Source organism: Achromobacter sp. CF-sbj1-Ac2-l (genome assembly GCF_052698165.1).
On the sequence record NZ_CP199855.1, the window covers coordinates 2286595 to 2308611 of the forward strand.

A 22017-nucleotide genomic window follows, 5' to 3' on the forward strand; every position below is an offset into this window, starting at 1 on the left:
TCAATCCGGATCGAGCATATCGCGATCCGCGTCCTGGCGTGGCGCCAGGCGGCGGACCGACCCGGGCGTGCGCGAGAAGCGCACCGGGATCGCGGTGGCCGTGAGCGTGCCCTCGGTGGGATGCTCGACCCGTTGGAAAAAGCCGGTGGCGGCCAGGTGCGGGTCGTCGAATAGCGCCTCGGGCGGATTGACGTGCGAATGAGGAATGTCGGCGTCCGCCAGCAGCGCCAGCCAGTCGTCGGTGCCGCGCAGCGCGACGATGGCGGCCAGGTCGCTGTACAGCGCGTCGAAGTGGCGGGCGCGGGTCCGGGCGCTGGCGTAGCGCGGGTCGGCGGCCAGGTCGGCGCGTTCGGCCAGGGTGAAGAAGCGCTGCCATTGCGCGTCGGTATACGGCAGCAGCGCCAGGAAGCCGTCGCGGGTGCGGTAGGGCCGGCGCTCGGGCGACAGCACGCGGCTGTAGCCCATGCCGCCGCGCGGCGGGTCGAAGGTGCGCCCGCCCAGGTGCTCGATCAGGGTGAAGGACACGAGCGTCTCGAACATGGGCACCTCGATGGCCTGGCCCTGGCCGGATTTCTCGCGCTCGTACAGCGCCATCGGGATGGCGTAGGCCAGCGTCAGCCCGGCCACCTTGTCGGCCATGATGGTGTTGATGTAGGCCGGCGCGCCGCTGTTGCGGCCCTGCAGGTCGGCCAGGCCGCTCATGGCCTGGATGATGTCGTCGAAGGCCGGCCGGGCGGCGTAGGGGCCGTCCTGGCCGAAGCCCACCGCCGAGCAATAGATCAGGCGCGGGTTGCGCGCGCGCAGGCTGGCGGCGTCCAGGCCGATCCGCGCCAGCGCGCGCGGCCGCACGTTGGAGATGAAGACGTCGGCGCCGTCGACCAGCCGCAGCAGCCGTTGCCGGTCGTCCGCGTCCTTGGCGTTCAGGGTGACGCTGCGCTTGTTGCGGTTCAGGTTCAGGTAGACCGCGCCCATGCCGGGCGAGGCGGCCGGCGCCGAGGCGCGGAACACGTCGCCCTCGGGCGCTTCGACCTTGATGATCTCGGCGCCCATGTCGCCCAGGATCTGGGTGGCGTAGGGGCCCATGCCGACCGAGGTCATGTCGACCACCCGCACGCCGGCCAGCGGGCCGCTGGCCGGGGCCGTCATTGCGCCTCCCGCGCGCGCTTGCGGGCCAGGAACGGCGCCATGTAGCGGCGCGGCTCGTCGGTGGCGAAGGCCGCGCCGAAGGCGTCCACGCTGCGGTCCAGGCCGGCCTCGACCGTGGAGGTCTCCCAGTAGCGCAGCAGCGCCTTCTGCGAGCGCACCGCCAGCGGCCCGCTGGCCGCGATAGGCGCGACGGTGCGCTCGACCAGCGCGTCCAGCTCGCCGGCCTCGCACAGGAATTGCAGGAAGCCCCAGCGCAGCGCCTGCTCGGCATCGACCGTGGCGCCGGTCAGGAGCAGCCAGTGGGTGGCGCCCGGGCCGATCAGTGACGGCAACAGCACGGCGTGGATCACCGACGGAATGCCGACCTGTACTTCGGGCATGCCGAAGACGCCGTCGCGCGAACCCAGGCGGATGTCGCAGGCCGCCGCCAGTTCCATGCCGGCGCCCAGGCAGAAGCCGGGCAGGCGGGCGATGGTCGGCACCGGCACCGCGCGCACCGCTTCGCACAGGTCGCGCAGGCGGGTGATGAAGGCGCGGCCGCCGTCCGGATCCAGCTCGGCCATTTCATGGATGTTGGCGCCGCCGACGAAGGCCTTGTCGCCGCTGCCGCGCAGCACCAGCGCGCGGGCGTCGGCCTGCGCGGCGATCCAGCGCACGGCGGCGGTCAGGCCCAGCGTGACCGGCGAGGCCAGGATGTTCAGGCTCTTGGCGTCGTCGATCCGCAGCGTGTAGACGCCGCGCGCGTCGCGCTCGATGTGGCTGTGGGGAAAGGCGGGAATCGGGGCGCTCATGGGCTTGCTGTCTCCATTGGAATCGTGGGCGATGCCGCTCATGCTAGGGCTGGCCGTTGATCACGACAAACAAGTAATTTTCATGGAATGAGTCCGGCCTGGAATAAATCGCCGCGGGCCGGGTTCGCGACGATGGCGGGGCGGGCGCGCTCGGAGTATCTTGCGCTCACCCGGGCGGCGAGCCTATTCCTGACGAGGGGCAACATGGGTGTTCTGGCAAGAATCACGATGATCGGCGGACTGGGACTCTTGACGGCGTGCGCCGCGCCGCCGCCCAAGCTGGCCGCCAACGAAAGCGTGCAGAAGGTGCCGGTGCGGGTGGCGCTGGAGAACGGCGGCACCGCCACGGGCGAAGTCGTGGTGACCGTCTTCACGCCGGCGGGCGAGGGCCGTCATCCGCTGATCGTGATCAACCATGGCCGGGCCGGCGACGCCGCCGGCCGCGCCAAGCTGGGACGGGCGCGCTACGCGGCGGCGTCCAGGTTCTTCACCGATGCCGGCTTCGTGGTCGCGCTGCCGGTGCGCCTGGGCTATGGCGTCACCGGCGGGCCGGACCTGGAGAACAGCGGCCCCTGCGGCGAGCGCCGCTTCACCCCGATGTTCGACCGCGCCGCCAGCCAGATCGACCAGGTGCTGCGGGTCATGGCGCAGCGTCCGGACGTGGATCCGGCCAGGGTGGTGGTGCTGGGGCAGTCGGTGGGCGGCGGCTCGACCGTGGCGCTGGCGGCGCAGAACCCCGCGGGGGTGAAGACCGCCATCAACTTCGCGGGCGGCTCGGGTGGCGATCCGGTGCGCTCGCCCGGCAAGCCGTGCGGTCCCGAGCGCCTGCAGGCCACGTACGCGGGCTATGGCCAGGCCACGCGGCTGCCGATGTTGTGGATCTATACCGAGAACGACCTGTACTGGGGGCCGGACTGGCCCAGGCGCTGGGTCGAGGCCTACAACCAGGCCGGCGGCCGCGCCACCTTCGTGCCCATGGGGCCGGACGGCGAGAACGGCCACAGCCTGTTCACGCACGCGCCGCAGAAGTGGCAGCCGGTGGTGGCCAAATACCTGCGCGAGCAGGGCTTCGACATGCCGCAATAGGCGTGGCCCAAGCGGCCGGCGGCGCCGCCGATTGCGCGATCGGCCGCGCCGCCCGCCGCCTCAGCGGTCCGGGACCGTGGCCAATAGCGGCGAGTCGAACATCGCGGCCGGGGAGATGATGGGTTCCTCCCACGGGATGTCCTTGCCGTAGCGCGCCTGCATCGTGGCGCGCACGGTGGGCGAGCTCAGGTCGAACTGCTTCAGGGGTTGCAGCGCGCCGATCTGCAGGCCCAGCGTGCGCTGGTAGATCTTCCAGACCAGCTCGGAGCAATAGATCCGGTCGTCCGACCAGCCGAAGGCCGCGTCGTACGGCCTGCCGAGATAGCGCGCGCCGGTGCCCGCCAACTGTTCGCGCGTCTCGGGCGTCAGCCGCGACGCGTCGCGCAGGCGCTTGACGACGTATTTTCCGTTTTCGCCCTGCGCCGCCCATTGCGCCAGCGGCGTGTAGCTGACCGTGGCGGCGGCTTCCAGCACGTAGGGCGCGCCCTGGCGCATCACGATCATGCCCATGTGGCTGTAGGGCGAATGAGTGGCCTGCTGGATCGCCAGGCTCTGGGCGGAGCGGGATTGCTGGAAGATCAGGTCGCCGGTCTGCACGTCCGGCGCGGCGCGGGCGACCCAGGACGCGGCGCACAGCGCGGCCGCGACGAAGGCGCCGGCCCACGCGCCGGCCGGCTTGCGTCGTCCGATGCGTGGCCACGCGGGGGCTTGTTCCTGGCGCTCGTCGCGCGCGGCGCGGCGGTCTTGTGGCAATGCGGATGGTTGCGGTGCCGGCATGGCGGTTCCCCATGAAAAGCCATTCGTCGCGCGTCGTCGAGCAAGCGCGAGGGATGCGGGATTCTACCGTTCCCGCCCGGGTTGCCGCGCGGCCAGGGCGCCGCTTTTTTCAAGCGCGCGGCGTCGACGGACGCAGCAGGTCGGCGATGCCGATGCGTTCGGCGAAGGCGATCCGCAGTTCCTCGGCCAGCGCCAGCACCTCCTCGGCGCCATCGCCGACGAAGTCGACCACCGAGCGCGCCGGCCGGCTGCCCGCCGGCAGGTCGACGATGCGGGCAATCTCGTCGGCCACCGCCTGCGGCGTGGCGTCGTCGGGCGTGAGCGCGCTCAGGCGCGCGCCGACCTGGTCCATCACGCCGTCGTAGCGCGCATAGGCCGCCACGCGGGCCTGGTCGCTGGGCTTGCCGGCGCTGGGGAAGTGCTCGGTGCCGCGGGTGAAGGCGCCCGGCACCACGATCGAGGTCTCGATGCCGAAGCGCGCCAGTTCGTACGACAGGCTCACCGCCAGCGAATCCATCGCCGCCTTGGCCGCGCCGTACGGCCCCATGAACGGCGGGAAGCCGCCCTTGGTGGTGGTGCTGCTGATCCACAGCATCAGGCCCGACTGCTGCCGGCGCAGTTGCGGCAGGGCGGCGCGGTTGACGCGCTGGGCGCCGTAGAAGTTGGTGTCGAAGGCGTGCTGCATGTCTTCGGCGGTGAACGCCTCGGTCGGGCCGATCACCAGGTGACCGGCGTTCTGCATGACCACGTCGAGCCGGCCCTGTTCGCGCACGATGGCGGCCACGGCGGCGTCGGCGGACGCCTGCGACAGCACGTCCAGTTCCAGCGGATGCAGATCGGCGCCGTGGGCCGCGGCCCAGTCGCGCATGGCCTGGGCGCGGCCGGCGTTGCGGCCGGCGATGTCGCGCATGGTGGCGTAGACGGTGTGGCCGGCGCGGGCCAGGGTTTCGGCGGACAGCTTGCCGATACCGCTGCCGGCGCCGGTGATGAGGATGACGGATGCCATGGAAGTCTCCGGAAACGGGCCGGCGCTCAGGCCAGGCCGCCGTTGGCGCGCAGCACCTGGCCATTGATCCAGCCGCCGTCGGCGCTGGCCAGGAACGACACCACGCCGGCGATGTCCTCGGGTTCGCCCAGGCGCTCCAGCGGCGGCATCTTGGCGAAATGCTCGATCAGTTCCGGGCTCTTGCCCTGCTTGAACAGGTCGGTGGCGACGGGGCCGGGCGCCACGGCGTTGACCGTGATGCGGCGGCCGCGCAGTTCCTTGGCGAACACGCGGGTGAAGCTTTCCACCGCGGCCTTGCTGGCGATGTAGATGCCGTAGGTGGGCATGTTCAGCGCCAGCGTGGTGCTGGAGACGTTGACGATGCTGCCGCCGTCGGCCAGCCGCGCGCCGGCCTCGCGCAGGGTGTTGAAGGTGCCGCGGGTGTTGATGTCGAAGGTCTGGTCGTAGATCTCGTCGGTGGCCTCGGCCAGCGTCTGCAGCTTGAGCACGCCGGCGCTGTTGACCAGCACGTCGATGCGTCCCAGGCCGGCTTCGACCTGGTCGAACATGGCGCGCACCTCGGCGGCCTTGGCGACGTCGGCGCGAACCGCCAGGGCCCGGCCGCCGGCCTGGCGGACTTCAGCGGCGAGGGCGTCGGCCTCGGCCGCGCTGGAGGCGTAGTTGATGGCGACGGCAAAACCGTCGGCGGCCAGGCGGCGGACGATGGCGGCGCCGATGCCGCGCGAGGCGCCGGTGACCAGGGCGACGCGTTGGGAAGCTTGGGAAGTCATGGATTGTCCTGGGGTGAGTGGGTGAGACGAATCATGGACTATTCCAAACAAAAGATAATTATCCGGATTTTGCTAACATAATTTCATCTACATTAATAATAGAGGGGCGCATGGATCGCTTCCAGGAAATGCAGGTATTCGTCCGCATCGCCGAACGGCGCAGTTTCTCCAAGGCGTCGGAAGACCTGCGGATTCCCCGCGCGACCGTCACCAACCTGGTCAAGCGCATGGAAAAACGCCTGGGCGCGCGCCTGCTGGAGCGCACCACGCGCCAGGTGCGGCTGACCCATGACGGCGAGGCCTATTACCGGCGCTGCGTGCGCCTGCTGGCCGACCTGGAGGAGGCGGACGGCGCCTTCCTGAACACCGCGCCCAAGGGACTGCTGCGGGTCAACCTGCAAGGCACGCTGGCGCGGGTGTTCGTCATGCCGGGCCTGCCGGCCTTTCTCGAACGCTATCCCGACATCGTGCTGCACCTGGGCGAAGACGATCGGCTGGTCGACCTGGTGCGCGAGGGCGTGGACTGCGTGCTGCGCGCCGGCACGCTGCAGGACTCGTCGCTGGTGGGGCGTCAGATCGCCCTGATGCCGCAGGTCACCGTGGCCAGCCCGGCCTATCTGGCGCGCTACGGCGAGCCGGCCACGCTGGAAGACCTGGAGGGCCACCGGGCGGTGGACTACATCTCGTCATCCACCGGCCGCAGCCTGCCGCTGGACTTCATGGTGGATGGCCGCAACGTGCTGGCGCGGCCCGGGTCGGTGGTCAGCGTCAATGGCGCGGAACTCTACGCCAGCGCGGCGCTGGCCGGGCTGGGCCTGGCGCAGGTGCCGCGCTACCGGGTGGCCGATGCGCTGGCGGCGGGCCGGTTGCGGGTGGTGCTGCCCGACCTGCCGCCGGCGCCGATGCCCGTGTCGGTGCTGTACCCGCAGAATCGCCAGGTGTCGGCGCGGGTACGCGTGTTCAGCCAGTGGCTGGCCGAGATCTTCGGCCAGGCCTTCGGGCCGGCCGCTCAGACGATGCCGGTCAGGTAGTACACGGCGATCACCAGGAACACCGACAGCGTCGAGATCAGCGTGATGGCGAAGATGTCGCCGTAGGACTGGCGGTGCGTCAGGCCGGTGACGGCCAGCAGCGTGATGACGGCGCCGTTATGCGGCAGCGTGTCCATGCCGCCCGAGGCCATGGCGGCGATGCGGTGCAGCACTTCCATGGGAATGCCGGCCGCCTGGGCGCCATCGATGAAGGTCTGCGCCATGGCCGCCAGCGCGATGCTCATGCCGCCGGAGGCCGAGCCGGTGATGCCGGCCAGCGAGGTTACCGCCACCGCCTCGCCCACCAGCGGGTCGGGAATCGCCTTGAGCGCGCTGGCCACCATCAGGAAGCCGGGCAGCGCCGCGATCACGCCGCCAAAGCCGTATTCGGCGGCGGTGTTCATCGACGCCAGCAGCGCGCCCGAGACCGCGCTCTTGCTGCCCTCGGCGAAATGCGCCTTGATGTGCGAGAACGAGAACAGCAGGATGGTGGCGATGCCGGCGATCAGCGCGCCCATCACCGCCCACAGCGCCACCTGGTCATGGGCGTTGACCGGCAGGGGCTGCGGCAGGCCGGGCAGTTCGACCTGCGAGCCGGCCGGGTACCAGCCGGGAATCCAGCGCGTCAGCAGGTAGTTGGCCACGCCCACCACCACCAGCGGCAGCAGCGCGACCAGCGGGTGATGCTCGCGTCCGCCGGCCGGCGTGTCCGGCTCGTTGCGCAGCTCGGTGCCGTAGCCTTCGCCCGCCAGCGCGGCGCGCTTGCGGCGCCATTCCAGGTAGGCCACCCCGACGGTCAGCGTGAAGGCCGCGCCGATCAGCCCCAGCCAGGGCGCGGCCCAGGTGGTGGTCTCGAAGAAGGTGGTGGGGATGATGTTCTGGATCTGCGGCGTGCCGGGCAGCGCCGTCATGGTGAAGGTGAACGCGCCCAGCGCGATCGCGCCCGGCATCAGGCGCTTGGGAATGCCGCCCTGGCGGAACATCTCGGCCGCGAACGGGTAGACCGCGAACACCACCACGAACAGCGATACGCCGCCGTAGGTCAGCACCGCGCACACCAGCACGATGGCGATGATGGCGCGCTCGGCGCCGATCAGCCGCAGCACCGCCTGCACGATGGCGCGCGAGAAGCCGGACAGCTCGATCAGCTTGCCGAACACCGCGCCCAGCAGGAACACCGGGAAATAGAGCTTGGCGAAGCCCGCCATGCGCTCCATGAAGATGCCCGAGAACACCGGCGCCAGCGCCGACGGGTCGGTCAGCAGCACCGCGCCCATGGCCGCGATGGGCGCGCACAGGATGACGCTGTAGCCTCGATACGCCGCCAGCATCAGGAATGCCAGCGCCGCCACCACGATAATCAATCCGGTCATTCATTACTCCAGGAATGAAGGGTTAAGGGGTGTGGGGCTACACCTTAACCGATCGCTCCCGGCGTCCGTTTGACAGGGCGGGGCGCCGGCCCGTTGTCGGACCGGACCCCATGCACGCGTCAGTAGGTGGCGCGCAGCGTCAGCATCACATTGCGCGGTTCGCCATAGATGCCGTAGAAGTTGGACGGCACGCGGGCGTAGTAGTGGCGGTCGAAGACGTTGTTCAGCGTCAGCGAGGCGTCCAGGTTGCGATTGACCTTGTAGCCGATCTGCGCGTCGACCACCGCGTAGCCGCCTTGCCACGAGACGTTGTTGCGGCTGGTGCGGCTCTGCGTGCGCACGCCGCCGCCGACGCGCCAGCCCGGCAGCACGTCGGGCGTGAAGCGATAGGTGGTCCAGACCTTGAACAGGTGCTTGGGCGTTTCCGGGTTGACGATCTGGCCTTCCTGCGTCGGGTCGGACAGGTAGCGGGTCTGCAGATAGGTGTAGCCGGCGTACAGGTCCCAGTTCGGCAGCAGGCGGCCGCTGACCTCGGCCTCGACGCCCTGGCTCTGGGCCTCGCCCTGCGCCAGGTAGCGGCCCGGGTTGGCGTCGTCGGCCACCGCGCGGTCCTTGTCGCGGATGCGGAACAGCGCCAGCGAGGCATTGGCCGCGCCGTCCAGGAACTGGCCCTTCAGGCCGATCTCGTACTGCTTGCCGGTGCGCGGCTTGAGCGGCTTGCCGTCGGCCGTCATCTGCCAGGCTTCCGAGAAGGCGTAGATGTCCGAATAGCTGGCGTAGGCCGACAGCCACGAATTCAACTGCGCCACCGCGCCATAGTAGGGCACGAACTTGCGCACCTCGGGATCGCGCTGCGTGTCGCCCGCCACCGGCAGGATGGCCTGGGTGGCGTTGCGGTACCAGCTCTGGCGTCCGCCCACGATCAGCGTGAGCGGGTCGGCCACGTTGAAGCTCAACTGGCCGTAGACGCCCATCTGGCTGGACTTGGAGTCGTCGCCCGAGGTGTAGGGCAGGTCCGGATTGGGCACGTCGATGTCGTAGATCGACACGTTGCCGAGGCTCATGCCGCCCGAGCGGCTGTCCTGGCGCCGTTCGGCGTAGTTGGCGCCGATCATGGCCTGGTGGGTGCGGCCCAGCAGGCTGAAGGGGCCCGAGGCATGGGTGTCGAAGCCGATCCAGCGGATCTGGTCCTTCTGCACCTGCAGGCGGTAGCCGGCGCGGTCGTTGGCGGGATTGACCGGCCCGTTGACGTAGCCGTAGCGGCTGTCCATGTCGGTCGAGCGGTAGTTCATCGACACCTGGCCGGTCCAGCCATTGGCGAAGCGGTGGCTCAGTTCCGAATAGATTTCCGACAGGGTGGTGTCGCCGCGCGACCAGTCGGTGCCGTAGAAGCCCTTGCGCGGCGAGTCGATGATGTGGCCGTTCGAGTAGATCGACAGGCCGTAGTCGAACGGCGCCTCGCGCTGGCGCTGGTAGGCCGCCGACAGCGTCAGGGTGGTGTTGGCGGTCAGATCGAATTCGAGCGAGCCGTAGGCCAGGCCCTGGCGATTGTGGGCCTTGTCGAAGAAGAAGTCGCGGTCCTGCGCGGCGAAGCCGGCGCGGGCGCGCACCCGGCCGTCGGCCGTGACGGGGCCGGTCGCGTCCAGCTCGGTGCGGTAGTTGTTCCACGAGCCGGCCATCACCGCGCCGGTCAGGCTGAAGGTGTCCAGCGGCCGCTTGCGCACCAGGTTGACGGTGCCGGCCGGGCTGCCGAAGCCCTGCAGCAGGCCGGCCGGGCCGCGCAGCACCTCGACGCGGTCGTACAGCGCCAGGTCGAACTGCGGCAGGTATTGCAGCGCGCCGTTGGCGGGAACGCCGTCGAACTGCACGTCGGTCTCGTAGCCGCGCGCGGTGAAGTAGGCGGTGCCGTCGCCATAGGTCATGGCGCTGACGCCGGTGGTTTCGCGCAGCGCGTCCTCTACCGTGACCATGTTCTGGTCGTCCATGCGCTGGCGCGTCACCACCGACACCGAGTTGGGGATGTCGCGCACGTTGGCGCCGGTCTTGCCGACGGTGACGGTATTGGCGGTGTACGACTGGGAACCCTCGGTCTGGCCGGGATCCGAGAGTTTCTCGGCCGTGCCGGTGACCCGCACGGGACTCAGTTGCGGGACATCGTCGGCGGCGCGGGCCAGGACGGGCAGGCCGGCCTGGGCCAGCAGGGCGGCGGCGAGGGTCAGGCGGAAGGCGGGAAGGCGGCGTGGGGCAAATGCGACAGGGGGAAGTGCGGGGGGCGTCATTTTCTTTTGAAAACAATGGGAATCATTTGCATTAATGATAAAAAGCAAGTTCCCTGTTTGCTGGACAGAAAATGTCGAAAAACGGACATAACTGGCTGGATTGCGGGCCGATCAATCCTTGCTATCGAAATCCCGCCAATGCGTGAGTTTCCCGTCGAGGCGCCGCCGGTGGTGGCGCGCTCGTTCCACTACGAAGATGGCCAGCGGCAAGAGCCGCATTCGCACGAGCGCATCCAGTTGATGTATTCGCCCACCGGCATCATGCGCGTCATGACCGAGGACGGCGCCTGGCTGCTGGCGCCGATGCGTGCGCTGTGGATTCCGCCCGGCGTGGCGCACGAGGTGCGCATGGTCGGCCAGGTGACGATGCGTTCGGCCTTCATCGCGCCGGACGCCGCGCCCTGGCTGTGGAAAGATACCTGCGCGCTGGACGTGGCGCCGCTGATGCGCGAACTGATCCTGGCGCTGAACCAGCCGGCGGCGCGCCACGGGCCGGTGCAGCGCCTGAGCGCCGAGCTGCTGCTGAACCTGCTGGCCGGCACCGAGCGGCAGCATCGCCAATTGCCGCTGCCGTTCGACCGGCGCCTGCGCAAGGTCTGCGCCGCCGTGCTGCAATCGCCCGGCAACGACGACACGCTGGAGCAGTGGGGCGAACGGATGGGCGCCAGCGCGCGCACGCTGGCGCGGCGCATGAAAGACGAGACCGGCATGAGCTTTCACAACTGGCGCCTGCAGGTGCGCATCGACGAGGGCATCTGCCGGCTGCTGCAGGGGCAGTCGGTGGTGAGCGTGGCGCGAGCCTTGGGGTATGCCAGCGCCAGCGCCTTCGTCTATATGTTCCGCAATGCGATGGGGGTGTCGCCGACGCGGTATCTGGAGCAGATCGCGGGCGCATGAGCCTCGGGCGGGACGGACGCCGCGTGACCGGCGCGCTCAGGTGGGCGGGCCCGGGTCAGTTGGTGTTGATCCATTCCTGCGTGTCGCGGATGAACCAGGGCAGGTTGAGCCGTTCTCCCTCGCCGGACTGGATGGTCAGGCGCTGGTCCGATGCGCCCGGGGCGCCGGCCGCGCCCTGCGCCTGCGGGGCCGGCCGACTGCGGTATTGCAGGTCGGTCTGCGCGGGCGGCCGGCTCGCGCACGCGGTGATCGACGCGCAGGCGATCACCGCGAGGAGGGGCCGCAGTGTTGAACGTAGGGTATTCATGATTCGGGTTCCTGCTGGCGGCACCGGCCGACGTGCCAGGCAATCAAGGCCGCTTTTCCATACCTTACTCGCAATACGCGCCGGATCACACCGGCTGGTCGTTTCATCGTATTTCCGCGCCCGCGGCGCGCGCGTCCTTGACGGGCCGCGCTAGCCCTCCAGCAACGACAGCGCCTGCCGCGCGATCTCCAGGTCGATGGCGGCGTCGTCGCCGTCGCCCATGTACCACGCCGCCGACAGCCCGCACCAGGCCACCACCCATTGCAGCAGCCGGCGGCGCTCCAGTCCCGACTCCTCCAGCACGATCCCGAGCCTGCGTTCGAAACGGCCCGGCACGATGGCCACGGGCGGCTCCGGGTCGGCCAGGTCGGGGTTGCAGAAGATGTTGGCGTAGTCGAAGGCGCGCTCGCCATGGAGCCGCTTGGGGTCGATCACCAGCCAGCCGCGCGCGCCGAAGTCGAGGATGTTGTCGTGGTGCACGTCGCCGTGCAGCACCACCGGGTCGCGCGGATCGTCCAGCAGCGCGCGGGCGTGGCGCGCGCTGTGCGCCAGGATGCCGCCGCGGGCCCGCGCCATCGGCCACAGTTCGACGAACCATTCCTCCAGTGGCCGCAGCGGCGGCAGCGGCCGGGCGCGCGGCGCGTGCAGTTCGCGCAGCACGCCGCAGAGGATGCGGGTGGCCTCGTCGTCGCGGCCGTTGCGGGCGTATTCGGCGAGCGAACGCGTGCCCATGGCGCGTTCGAGCAGGATCGCGTCGCCCTCGTGCGCCAGCACTTGCGCGGCGCCGTGGCCGTCCCACCAGGTCATCAGCACGCCGCCCTGGCGCTCGTCTTCCTCGACCGCGACCTTCAGCATCGCGGGCACGCCGGCCTGGCGCACTGGCAGCAGCCGGGCGGCATGGGTCGTGATGGGAGCGCCGTCGGGCACGAGGTTCCAGCGGGACAGGTAGGGTTCGAACATGGGGCGGACGCGGAGGGCGCCGGATCGTCGGCAACGGAACGGCTACGGTATCAGAGAATGCCGGCCTCCGCGGCCAGCGCCGCCGCCTTGCGCGCCAGCGCCGCGACGCCGAAGCTGGTGGCCAGGGTGTGGCCGTCCAGTTCAGCCAGCGGCACCCAGCGCGCGTCCATCGCATCATCGCCGGCCACCGGCTCGCCGGCCTGCCAGCGGCACAGCATCGCGATCAGGATGTAGTGCCGCCGCAGCGCGCCGGCCTCGTCATGGTCGAACACGTCGACCGCGTCGAAGACTTGCAGCGGCCGCGCGCGCACCCCGCATTCCTCGAACAGTTCGCGCGCGGCGGCATCCTCGAGCCGTTCGCCGGCTTCGATCTTGCCGCCGGGAAAGGCCCAGCGGCCCTGGTCGGGCGGGTTGGCGCGCCGCACCAGCAGCACATGGCCATCGCGCACCACGGCGGCGATGGTGGCGGGGATGGGACGCGAGGCGGGGGTTGTCATGTCGGTTGTCCTTGGACGTGGGCCGTTGGCGCTGGGCGGGGAGCCCCGCCGTCCACGCCCACTTCGTCGAGGCATTCGAGCGCGTTGGCGGTGGCGGCATCGCGCTGCGATTGGGCCATGAACGTTCCGGCCCGGCTTGATGAATTATGCCTTCCTGCCCGGCTGAACAGGCGTTAGCGCAAATCCCGGTAGTGGCGGCGCGGCCCTTGATGCACACTGTCCCTGCCGCGCCGATTCGAGCGCGATGAATAACGACAGGGCCCGCGCGGGCCCGTTGGGGAAGCCGCATGGACACGCCGGACCGGCAATTGCGCTATTTCGTGCGCATTGCCGAATTGAAATCGCTTTCGCGCGCCGCCGAGGACCTGGACCAGACCCAGTCCGGCCTGAGCCGCCAGTTGGCGGCGCTGGAGGCCCACGTGGGCAAGCCGCTGTTCGTGCGCACCGGGCGCGGGGTCGAACTGACCGAAGCGGGCGCGCGCCTGCTGGAAGGCATCCAGCCGGCCTACCGCGCCATCGACCAGGCGTTGGAGGCGGTGCGCCAGCGCGAGGGCGTGACGCAGGGATCGGTGCGGCTGGCCACCGTCCACACGCTCAGCTACTACTTCATGGCCGACGTGGTGGCGCAGTTCGTCAGCAGCCGCGAGCACGTCAACCTGTCGGTCATGGGCCGCAGTTCGCCCGAGGTGGTGACGCTGGTGGAAAGCGGCAAGGCCGATATCGGCTTCGTCTACGACGCCGCCGTGGCCTCGGACGCGCTGGCCTCGACGCCGCTGTTCGACGACGATATGTGCCTGATCGTGCGCGACGGCGTCGCGGCCGAGGACGGCGTCGACCTGGGCGCGATGGCGCTGCGGCTGGTGGGCTTTCCCTCGCACTACGCGCTGCGCAAGATGATCCACAGCGCCGGCCTGCAGCCGGAATTCGTGGCCGAGGCCGAGACCATCGACGCCATGCTCAAGCTGGTGTCCTCGGGGGTGGGCGCCTGTATCCTGCCCTCGCGCATCCCGCAAAAGCTGCTGACCGACTATGGACTGCGCCAGGTCGCCATTGGCAGCCCGGTGCTGCGCCGGCGCGTGGTCGCCATCACGCTGGCGCAACGCGAGCCGCTGCCGCTGGTGCGCGAGCTGCTGGACTGCGCCCGCGGCATCGCGCGGGACTGAGTCCGTCCGGTTGCGTCCGCGGGATCCTCGTTTACCCTTGGGCCGCGCCGTCGTCCCCTGGCGCGGCCGCGTCGAATAGCTGCTATGAGCCCGGCTGCATGGCTCGAGGCGGGGGCGCTTTCCATACTGTGCGGCAAGGCGCGGTATCCGTCCGCGCCATCCCGAACCGCATCAGGAGGCAGCCGCATGGACAACACCCTGCGCGAAAAAGCGTACTTCGACACCCGCGCCACCCAGGAGATGGCGCAGCACCTGCGCGCCGTGCCGCGCAGCATCCAGGAGACCATGGCCTACGCCTGCCGCATCCTGGCGATGACCGAGCAGGAGGCCGGCCTGGCCGGCCAGATCAGCGTGCGTTCCGAGCGCCCCGGCGCCTACTGGACGCTGCGCTTCGGCCTGGGCTTCGACGAGGCCACGCCGGCCGACTTCATCGAGGTCGACCGCGACCTGCACACACTCACGGGCGAGGGCATGGCCAATCCGGCGACGCGTTTCCACCTGTGGGTCTACGAGGCGCGGCCCGACGTGCAGTCCATCATCCACACCCATTCGCCCTGGGCCTCGGCGCTGGCGGCGGCGCGCCAGCCGCTGGTGATCGCGCAGATGGACATGACGCCGCTGCACGACGACTGCGCCTTCCTGGGCGAATGGCCCGGGGTGCCGATCGCCGACCAGGAGGGCGTCATCATCTCGGGCGCGCTGGGCGCCAAGCGCGCCATCATCCTGGCGCACCACGGCTACCTGACGGCGGGCGCCTCGTGCGAGGAGGCGACCTACCTGTCGGTCTACCTGGAGCGCGCGGCGCGCCTGCAGATCCGCGCGCAGGCCTTCGGGCCGCTGACGCCGGTGGACGACGCGCTGGCGCGCGAGGCGCACGACTACCTGCTCAAGCCTTCGATCGTGCGCGCCACCTTCGACTACTGGTGCCGCCAGACCCACGGCATCGCGCCGCTGCCGGCCCGCTGATACCCAGCCGTACCCATAACGATACTTTCAAGGGGAAGTCACGATGATGACGACCAAGACGCCGCGCGCGCGTTCGCGCCGGGACTACGTAACGGCCGGCCTGGCCAGCATGATGGGCACCACCATCGAGTGGTACGACTTTTTTCTCTACGGCACGGCCGCCGCGCTGATCTTCAACAAGATCTTCTTTCCGTCGTTCGATCCGCTGACCGGCACGCTGGCGGCGTTCGCCACCTATTCGGTGGGCTTTTTCGCGCGGCCGCTGGGCGGAGTGATCTTTGGCCACTACGGCGACAAGATCGGCCGCAAATCGATGCTGCTGATCACGCTGCTGCTGATGGGCGTGCCCACCATCCTGATCGGCCTGATTCCCTCCTATGACCAGATCGGCTACTGGGCCGCGGTGTTGCTGGTGCTGATGCGCTTCCTGCAAGGCATTGCCGTGGGCGGCGAGTGGGGCGGGGCGGTACTGATGGCCGTCGAGCACGCGCCCGAGGGCAAGAAGGGCTTTTTCGGCAGCCTGCCCCAAGCCGGCGTGGCGCCGGGCCTGATCCTGTCGTCGCTGGCGATGGGCGCGGTGGCCGGGTTGCCGGAGCAGGACATGCTGTCCTGGGGCTGGCGCCTGCCATTCCTGGCCAGCGTGGTGCTGCTGGCGGTGGGCTGGTTTATTCGCGTCAAGGTGGCCGAGTCGCCCGACTTCGAGCGGATGCGCGAGCAGGGCGCCAAGGTCGAGGTGCCGGTGGCCGAAGTCCTCAAGCATCACCGGCGCGCGCTGTGGACGGTGGTGGGCGCGCGGCTGGCCGAAGTCACGTGGTTCTATACCGTGGTCACGTTTTCGCTGGCCTACGCCACCGGCACGCTGGGCATCCCCCGTTCGGTGATGCTGGACGCCACCATCTGGGGCGCGGCGCTGGCGCTGTTCACCATGCCGCTGTTCGGCATGCTGGGCGACCGCGTCGGCCACAAGTGGGTGTTCATGGCCGGCTCGGTCGGCATCCTGGCGTGCGCGCCGCTGTTCTTCCAGTTGCTGGCCACGGGCCAGACCGGCTGGATCATCGTCGCGGTATGCCTGGCGGTGGGATTGGTCTACGCTTGCCTGTACGGCCCGGAGGGCACGCTGTTCTCCAGCCAGTTCCCGGCCGAGGTGCGCTACACCGGCATTTCGCTGGCGGTGCAGGTGTCGGGAGCGATCGGCGGCGGCCTGGCGCCGATCGTCGCGACCTGGCTGCTGGCGCGCGCCGGCGGCGATCCGAAATACGTGGTGTGGTACCTGAGCGCGCTGGGCGTGGTCGCGGTGTTCAGCGCCTGGCGCATGCGCGGCGACGCGCCGGCGCGGGCCGCGCTGGCCGTGCCTGCCGGCGCGCGGACCTGAGGAAGACATGAAGACCATCGACTATTACTTCTGGATGAATTCCGACTGGGCCTATCTGGGCGCGGACCGGCTGGAGGCCCTGGCGGCGCGCCACCAGGCGCGCATCCGCTACCTGCCGGTGGACCTGCCCGATGTCTACGCACGCACCGGCGGCGTGCTGCTGGGCCAGCGCGCGCCCGAGCGCCAGGCCTACCGGGTGGTCGAGCTGGCGCGCTGGTGCCGCAAGCTGGGCATCCACGTCAATCCGACGCCGGCCTACATGTGCCCGGACGCCGGATTGGCCTCGCGCATCGTGATCGCGGCCGATGCGCGAGGCCTGCCGGTGGCGGGCTTGTACAAGGCCATCCTGGCGGCCGAATGGTGCGAGGACCGGGATATCTCGTCGCCGGACACGCTGCGCGCCATCCTGCGGGAGCAGGGGCTGGACGCCGAGGCGCTGATGGCCGCCGCCGAACAACCGGCGGCGCGTCAGGCCTACCGCGACAATACCGACGCGGCGGTGGCTGCCGGCGTGTTCGGTTCGCCGTCGTACCTCTATCGCGGCGAGCTGTTCTGGGGCCAGGACCGGCTGGAGATGCTGGAAGAGGCGGTCGCCCGGGCGGCCTGAGCCGCCCCGGGGCGACCGATCGTTCACTTCGCCGCCGCCTTCACCAGCGGGCAGGTCGACTTGGACAGCGGCATGAAGGCCTCGTCGCCCGGCAGCGTCGCCACCAGCTTGTAGTAGTCCCAGGGCCGCCTGGATTCGGCCGGGGTCTTGACCTCGAACAGGTACATGTCGTGCACCATGCGGCCGTCCTCGCGGATGCGGCCGTTGGCGGCGAAGAAGTCATTGATCGGCATGGCCTTCATCTGCTTCATCACCGTGTCCGGGGCATCGGTGCCGGCCGCCTGCACCGCCTTCAGGTAGTGCATCACCGAGGAATAGGTGCCGGCCTGGCTCATGTTGGGCATTTTCTTGAGCTTGTCGTAGTAGCGCTGCGACCAGGCGCGGGTCTGGTCATTCATGTCCCAGTAGAAGGCCTCGGTCAGCATCAGGCCGGCGGCCGCGTCCAGGCCGATGGCGTGGATGTCGTTGATGTACAGCAGCAGGCCGGCCATCTTCTGGCCGCTTTGCGTCAGGCCGAATTCGCGCGCCGCCTTGATGGCGTTGACCGTGTCGCCGCCGGCATTGGCCAGGCCGACCACCTGGGCGCGGCTGGCCTGCGCCTGCAGCAGGTACGAGGCGAAGTCGCTGGTGCCGATGGGGTGGCGCGCGGCGCCCAGCACCGTGCCGCCGCGGGCCTTGACGACCTCTGTGGCCGAGGCCTGCAGGGTGTGGCCGAATGCATAGTCGGCGGTCAGGAAGTACCAGCTCTTGCCGCCGCGGTCGACGGTGGCGCGGGCGGTGGTGTTGGCCAGCGACCAGGTGTCGTAGGTGTAGTGCACCGAATAGGGCGAACACAGGTCGTTGGTGATGCGTTCGGTGCCGGGGCCGCTGAAGACCACGATCTTCTTCTTCTCGCGCGCCACTTCCAGCACCGCCAGCGCCGGAGCCGAGCCGGCCACGTCCATGATGGCGTCGACTCTTTGCGTGTCGTACCACTCGCGGGCGCGGGCGGCGGCGATATCGGCCTTGTTCTGGTGGTCCGCCACCAGCAGGTCGATCTTCTTGCCCAGCACGGTGCCGCCGAAGTCGTCGATGGCCATCTGCGCGGCGGTGGCGCTGCCCTTGCCGGTCACGTCGGCGTAGATGCCGCTCATGTCCAGGATCAGGCCGAGACGAACCGTGTCGTCGGAGATGGCGGCGGGCGCGGCCTGCGCCAGGGCCGCGCTGCTGAGCAGCAGGCTGGCGCCGCAGGCGGCGGCCGCGGCCGCCAGGGGTTTGGCCAGCGGGATGCGGGTTGTCGGGTTGCTGCGTTGCTGCGAAATCCGGGGCATGGGGGTCATGGTTGTCTCCATTTATGGTTATGCCGGATGCTTGCGGGTACTGCGGCGCTTGGCTGGAGGGCGGCGCTTTTATAGTGGGATGATCGGATGGCGGGCGGGCAAAGCCGGGGTGCCCTCCGCGGCCGCCTGGCGTGTCTGGCCTGGTTCCTCTCGATGCGATGCGGCCTAGCGCTGGCTCAACAGGTCGAACTCCATGCGCACCTTGCGGAAGGGAAACTCCAATCGCGCGAAATACACCACGCGGCCGTCGATGCAGGCGTAGCGGCGCAGCTCGGCCACGGGCGAGGACACCGGGATGCGCAGCGATTCGGCCGATTCCTGGCCGGCCTCGGTCACGTTGAGCACCTGGCGCGCCTCGCTGATGCGGGCGCCGTAGAACTGGTCCAGCACCGGCGCCACGGTGCTTTTCTGGATGCGAGCGCGGTGCTTGCGGAACAGGCTGCTTTCCAAAAATACCTCGCTGTAGCAGAACGGCCCGGCCTCGGTGGTGTGCACGCGCCGCAGGTACTGGAAACGGCCGCCACGGTCCGCCGCGCACGGCATGCCCAGGGTGTCGGGCAGCGGCGAGTCGGCGCTCGACTCCACCAGCGATACCGTGCCGAGCTGGTTGCTCAGTTCGACGGTTTCGGCCCAGGTCTTGGGAATCAGCAGCGTCGGCGTCTCGGGCAGGTCGGCGTTGACGAAGGTGCCGGAGCCGCGCGAGCGCCGGATCAGGCCGTCCTGTTCCAGTTGGCCGAGGGCCTGGCGGATGGTGGCGCGCGAGATGCCGTAGGTTTCCATCAGCGCTTCCAGCGGCGGGATCTGCTGGCCCGGCCGCCAGGTGCGGTTCTGGATATGGCTGCGAAACAGCGCCGCGGCCTGCAGGTAGAGCGGTTGGGGGCTGTGCGAGAAAAGCGGGCGCGCGGGCATGGTCGGATCGGTCAGGAGGTGGCGGGGGCGGCGAGCAGGGCGTCGGCCATCTCGCGCAGCCGGTGTTTCTGGATTTTGACCGAATTGGCGCTTTCCACCGAGGGGAACGCGTCCAGCACCGTGAAGCCGGCGGGCACCTTGAAGCCGGCCATGGCCTGTTTGCAGGCCGCCGTCCAACCGGGCGCATCGGCGCTGGCGCCGTCCCGCAGCAGCACGAAGGCGTAGGGCACGGTCTTGCCGTCGCGGGTCGCGCCGACCACCTGGCAGGCGCGCACGCCGGGCAGCGACTCCACCATCTGCTCGATCTCGACCGGGTTCACCAGGAAGCCGGACAGGCGCAGCGAGTCGCCCATGCGGGTCTGGAACACGAACTGGCGCGGGTTCAGGGTGTAGCCCAGGTCGCCGGTCCGGAAGTAGCCGTCGTCGGTGCAGGCGCGGGCGGTGGCCTCGGGGTTGTCGAGGTAGCCGCGCATCAGGCTGGGCGACAGGATTTCCAGCTCGCCCGATTCGCCGTGCGGCAGCACCTGGCCGCTGGCCGGGTCGCGCGCCCGCACGCGGGCCTCGGGATAGATCAGCGTGCCGCCAGGCTGGTGGCGCGCGGCCACATCGCCCTCGGCAGGGTCGCGCGGCTGGCCGGCGACCAGGGCGATCAGTTCGCTTGACCCATACAGCCCGGTCAGCGGCACGCCGGCCTCGCGCGCCAGATCCAGCATGTGGTCCAGCGCCGGCGTGAAGCTGGCGAAGCCGAACAGCCGCGCCGAGGCGAATGCGCCTGGCGCGGCCGCGCGCATCATGGCGACCAGCGCTTCGTTGTTGGCGTAGGTGTGGGTGACCCGGTGGCGCCGGATCGCGGCGGCCGACTCGGCCGCGTCGAACACCGGCGCGCACACCACCGGCACGCCGTGCGCCAGCCCGCCCGCCAGCGTGGCGAAGCCGAACGCGCCGCAGAATGGCGCGCTGGCCAGCACGCGGCTGTGCTCGTCGTAGCCGAACGCCTGCGCCACGGTGGCGCCATGGCGCAGCAGCGTGTGCTGGTCGTGCAGCACGAACTTCGGTTGCGAGGTGGTGCCGGACGTGGTGAAGCACAGCACGCCCGCGTCGGGCTGGGGCGGCGGGGGCGTGTCGGCGCAGGCGCGCAGCTCGGCATAGCGGTGCACCGGCTTGCCGCGCAGCGCTGCGGCGATGGGCTCGTCCGTCTCGGACACGGCGACGATGCCTTGCAGCCGCGCCAGCGACTCGGGCGCGACGCCGTCCAGGATGCCCTGGAAGTCGATGCCCTTGAAGCCGGGCCAGAACACCAGCCAGTCGGCGCCGCCGCGGCCCAGGATGTCGGCCAGTTCCCGCGCGCGAAAGCGGGTGTTGACCGCCAGCATCAGCGCGCCCAGGTGGGCGCAGGCCAGGAAGGTCTCGACCCACGCGGCGCAGTTGGGCAGCCATACCGCCACGCGCTGGCCGGGCCGCACGCCGATGCGCGCCAGGCCGGCGGCCAGGGCGCGGCTGCGCGCGCGCAGGTCGGCGTGGCTGATGGCCTGGTCGCGGTCGATCAGGGCAGGGCGGTCGGGGTGGTGCGCGGCCAGCGCGTCGAGGTGCCGCGAAAACAGGGCGGGGAGCGACGTCATGGGCCTACACCGTGGCGATGGGGGTCACGGGCGAGCCCACGGCGCCCGGCAGGCGCAGCGGCGGCGCGGTCAGCAGGAAGCGGGTGCGGCCCTGCGCGTGCAGCCAGTCGGCCAGCGCCTTCAGGTACCACAGCTCGGCCAGCGGCACGCCCAGCTTGAACAGGCAGTGATGATGCAGCGGCAGGATCGAATGGCCGGGGCCGGCGGTGCGGGCCGGATAGGCCTCGACCGCGTAGTTGTCGGCGCAGATCGCCGCGATGCCGCTGTCGGTGATCCATTCCAGCAGCGCCGGATCGGCGCCGTCCAGCACCGCGCCGGTCTGCTCCAGGCGGTGCGGGTCGGGCTGGCCGTCCATCTCCACCAGAGTCTCGGCGAAACCGGTGCGCAGCACCAGCATGTCGCCCGGCTCGACCACCACGCGCTGCTCGCGCATCGCCGCCTGTAGCTGGGTATGGCCCACCAGGGTGCGGCCGGGGCCGAAGGCGCGCGCCAGGTCGACCAGCACGCCGCGGCCCTGCATTCCTTTCTCGGCGTAGCGGTTGATGCCGAGCTTGCGCGCGTACGAGCCACCCGGCGGGCAGCAGGCGTCGGGCGCGGCATCATCGCCGCCGAACACGTCCACGCCCGCGGCATAACCGTTGTAGTAGACGCGGCGGGCCTGGCCGTCGCCCTGGATGTCGAACTGCGCGCCGACGTGGCACAGGCCGTCCCACTGGGTCGAGTATTGCAGGCTGAGCGTGACCTGGTCATCCGACAGCACGTCCACGGCCTCGGGCTGCAGGCGCGCCATGGCGAAGTTCAGGTAGGGCGTGCCGTCGCGGAAGGTCGGCTTGAGCTGCGGTGGATGGCGGCGCGGGTTGAGCACGTTGCCGCCGGGCAGGTCCAGCGGCAGCGACAGGCAGAAGACCTTGCCAGCCCGCACTTCGCGCACCGCTTGCAGCACTTTCTCTTCGGTCAGCAGGTTCAGGCGGCCGATCTCGTCGTCCGGCCCGAAGTCGCCCCAGGTCGATCCCTCGGGACGGCGCGTCCAGCGTTTCATGGTCTGTCTCCAATGGGTTTTTCGTGTTCTTGTGAATATAGTACGTATTTACGTACTATAGGAAGTGTCCGCATCCCGCGGACGCCCATCGACAGCATCCGCC

21 protein-coding genes are annotated in these 22017 nt (G+C 70.0%); 7 read left to right on the plus strand and 14 right to left on the minus strand.

Annotated features, from left to right (window positions below):
- Together ACUDCK_RS10475 and ACUDCK_RS10480 are read right to left on the minus strand one after the other, a co-directional pair.
- Entirely contained in the window at positions 1 to 1146 is a 1146-nt protein-coding gene (locus ACUDCK_RS10475; RefSeq protein WP_175168108.1) for a CaiB/BaiF CoA transferase family protein, read from the minus strand.
- Positions 1143 to 1937, minus strand: coding sequence for an enoyl-CoA hydratase (locus ACUDCK_RS10480; RefSeq protein ID WP_054504164.1), 795 nt, complete (start codon positions 1935 to 1937; stop codon positions 1143 to 1145). The genes ACUDCK_RS10475 and ACUDCK_RS10480 overlap by 4 nt, the downstream gene beginning before the upstream one ends.
- A gap of 204 nt (positions 1938 to 2141) precedes the next feature.
- Between ACUDCK_RS10480 and ACUDCK_RS10485 the strand changes: the two genes are divergently transcribed.
- Positions 2142 to 3023: a dienelactone hydrolase family protein gene (locus ACUDCK_RS10485; RefSeq protein ID WP_175168109.1), complete on the plus strand. Its 882-nt coding sequence runs from the start codon at positions 2142 to 2144 to the stop codon at positions 3021 to 3023.
- 60 nt (positions 3024 to 3083) lie between these two features.
- On the opposite strand, the gene ACUDCK_RS10490 is transcribed toward ACUDCK_RS10485, so the two are convergent.
- The 3 genes from ACUDCK_RS10490 to ACUDCK_RS10500 all read right to left on the minus strand — a co-directional run bounded on the left by ACUDCK_RS10490 (position 3084) and on the right by ACUDCK_RS10500 (position 5576).
- A complete protein-coding gene (locus ACUDCK_RS10490) occupies positions 3084 to 3800 on the minus strand; it encodes a YiiX family permuted papain-like enzyme (protein WP_175168110.1) in 717 nt (238 codons plus the stop codon).
- A 109-nt stretch (positions 3801 to 3909) separates the two neighbouring features.
- A complete protein-coding gene (locus ACUDCK_RS10495; protein WP_064527979.1) occupies positions 3910 to 4806 on the minus strand; it encodes an SDR family NAD(P)-dependent oxidoreductase in 897 nt (298 codons plus the stop codon).
- Between the two features lie 26 nt (positions 4807 to 4832).
- Positions 4833 to 5576, minus strand: coding sequence for an SDR family oxidoreductase (locus tag ACUDCK_RS10500; RefSeq protein ID WP_064527981.1), 744 nt, complete (start codon positions 5574 to 5576; stop codon positions 4833 to 4835).
- Positions 5577 to 5686: 110 nt separating this feature from the next.
- Between ACUDCK_RS10500 and ACUDCK_RS10505 the strand changes: the two genes are divergently transcribed.
- Entirely contained in the window at positions 5687 to 6607 is a 921-nt protein-coding gene (locus ACUDCK_RS10505; protein ID WP_175143009.1) for a LysR family transcriptional regulator, read from the plus strand.
- On the opposite strand, the gene ACUDCK_RS10510 is transcribed toward ACUDCK_RS10505, so the two are convergent.
- Together ACUDCK_RS10510 and ACUDCK_RS10515 are read right to left on the minus strand one after the other, a co-directional pair.
- Entirely contained in the window at positions 6586 to 7980 is a 1395-nt protein-coding gene (locus tag ACUDCK_RS10510; RefSeq protein WP_020927202.1) for a GntP family permease, read from the minus strand. The two genes, ACUDCK_RS10505 and ACUDCK_RS10510, sit on opposite strands and share 22 nt — an antisense overlap.
- Before the next feature lie 119 nt (positions 7981 to 8099).
- Positions 8100 to 10259 (minus strand): TonB-dependent siderophore receptor, encoded by a 2160-nt coding sequence (locus ACUDCK_RS10515; protein ID WP_054504052.1) that lies wholly within the window; start codon positions 10257 to 10259, stop codon positions 8100 to 8102.
- A 138-nt stretch (positions 10260 to 10397) separates the two neighbouring features.
- On the opposite strand from ACUDCK_RS10515, the gene ACUDCK_RS10520 reads away from it, so the two are divergent.
- The gene (locus tag ACUDCK_RS10520; protein ID WP_144655124.1) at positions 10398 to 11156 is read left to right on the plus strand and encodes an AraC family transcriptional regulator; all 759 of its coding nucleotides are present in this window, start codon (positions 10398 to 10400) and stop codon (positions 11154 to 11156) included.
- Positions 11157 to 11211: 55 nt separating this feature from the next.
- On the opposite strand, the gene ACUDCK_RS10525 is transcribed toward ACUDCK_RS10520, so the two are convergent.
- The 3 genes from ACUDCK_RS10525 to ACUDCK_RS10535 all read right to left on the minus strand — a co-directional run bounded on the left by ACUDCK_RS10525 (position 11212) and on the right by ACUDCK_RS10535 (position 12920).
- Positions 11212 to 11463, minus strand: coding sequence for a hypothetical protein (locus ACUDCK_RS10525; protein WP_054504054.1), 252 nt, complete (start codon positions 11461 to 11463; stop codon positions 11212 to 11214).
- A gap of 150 nt (positions 11464 to 11613) precedes the next feature.
- A complete protein-coding gene (locus tag ACUDCK_RS10530; protein ID WP_175168111.1) occupies positions 11614 to 12423 on the minus strand; it encodes an aminoglycoside phosphotransferase family protein in 810 nt (269 codons plus the stop codon).
- Positions 12424 to 12473: 50 nt separating this feature from the next.
- Positions 12474 to 12920 carry an NUDIX hydrolase gene (locus tag ACUDCK_RS10535; RefSeq protein WP_064527988.1) on the minus strand — a complete coding sequence of 149 codons (447 nt, stop codon included), beginning with the start codon at positions 12918 to 12920 and terminating at the stop codon, positions 12474 to 12476.
- 287 nt (positions 12921 to 13207) lie between these two features.
- Here ACUDCK_RS10535 and ACUDCK_RS10540 point away from each other — a divergent pair, with 287 nt between their 5' ends.
- The 4 genes from ACUDCK_RS10540 to ACUDCK_RS10555 all read left to right on the plus strand — a co-directional run bounded on the left by ACUDCK_RS10540 (position 13208) and on the right by ACUDCK_RS10555 (position 17028).
- On the plus strand, positions 13208 to 14083 hold the full coding sequence (locus tag ACUDCK_RS10540) for a LysR family transcriptional regulator (RefSeq protein WP_175168112.1): 876 nt from the start codon (positions 13208 to 13210) through the stop codon (positions 14081 to 14083).
- A gap of 186 nt (positions 14084 to 14269) precedes the next feature.
- Positions 14270 to 15049, plus strand: a complete 780-nt coding sequence (locus ACUDCK_RS10545; RefSeq protein ID WP_116793353.1) for an aldolase — start codon at positions 14270 to 14272, stop codon at positions 15047 to 15049.
- A 43-nt stretch (positions 15050 to 15092) separates the two neighbouring features.
- Positions 15093 to 16421 carry an MFS transporter gene (locus ACUDCK_RS10550; RefSeq protein WP_175168113.1) on the plus strand — a complete coding sequence of 443 codons (1329 nt, stop codon included), beginning with the start codon at positions 15093 to 15095 and terminating at the stop codon, positions 16419 to 16421.
- A 7-nt stretch (positions 16422 to 16428) separates the two neighbouring features.
- Positions 16429 to 17028 (plus strand): 2-hydroxychromene-2-carboxylate isomerase, encoded by a 600-nt coding sequence (locus tag ACUDCK_RS10555; RefSeq protein ID WP_175168114.1) that lies wholly within the window; start codon positions 16429 to 16431, stop codon positions 17026 to 17028.
- 23 nt (positions 17029 to 17051) lie between these two features.
- Here ACUDCK_RS10555 and ACUDCK_RS10560 read toward each other — a convergent pair whose 3' ends face one another.
- The 4 genes from ACUDCK_RS10560 to ACUDCK_RS10575 all read right to left on the minus strand — a co-directional run bounded on the left by ACUDCK_RS10560 (position 17052) and on the right by ACUDCK_RS10575 (position 21914).
- Positions 17052 to 18338, minus strand: coding sequence for an ABC transporter substrate-binding protein (locus tag ACUDCK_RS10560; protein WP_420867718.1), 1287 nt, complete (start codon positions 18336 to 18338; stop codon positions 17052 to 17054).
- Between the two features lie 174 nt (positions 18339 to 18512).
- Entirely contained in the window at positions 18513 to 19256 is a 744-nt protein-coding gene (locus ACUDCK_RS10565) for a GntR family transcriptional regulator (RefSeq protein WP_064527991.1), read from the minus strand.
- Positions 19257 to 19267: 11 nt separating this feature from the next.
- Entirely contained in the window at positions 19268 to 20875 is a 1608-nt protein-coding gene (locus ACUDCK_RS10570) for an AMP-binding protein (RefSeq protein WP_175168116.1), read from the minus strand.
- A 4-nt stretch (positions 20876 to 20879) separates the two neighbouring features.
- Entirely contained in the window at positions 20880 to 21914 is a 1035-nt protein-coding gene (locus ACUDCK_RS10575; RefSeq protein ID WP_054504061.1) for a cyclase family protein, read from the minus strand.
- Between the last annotated feature and the right edge of the window lie 103 nt (positions 21915 to 22017).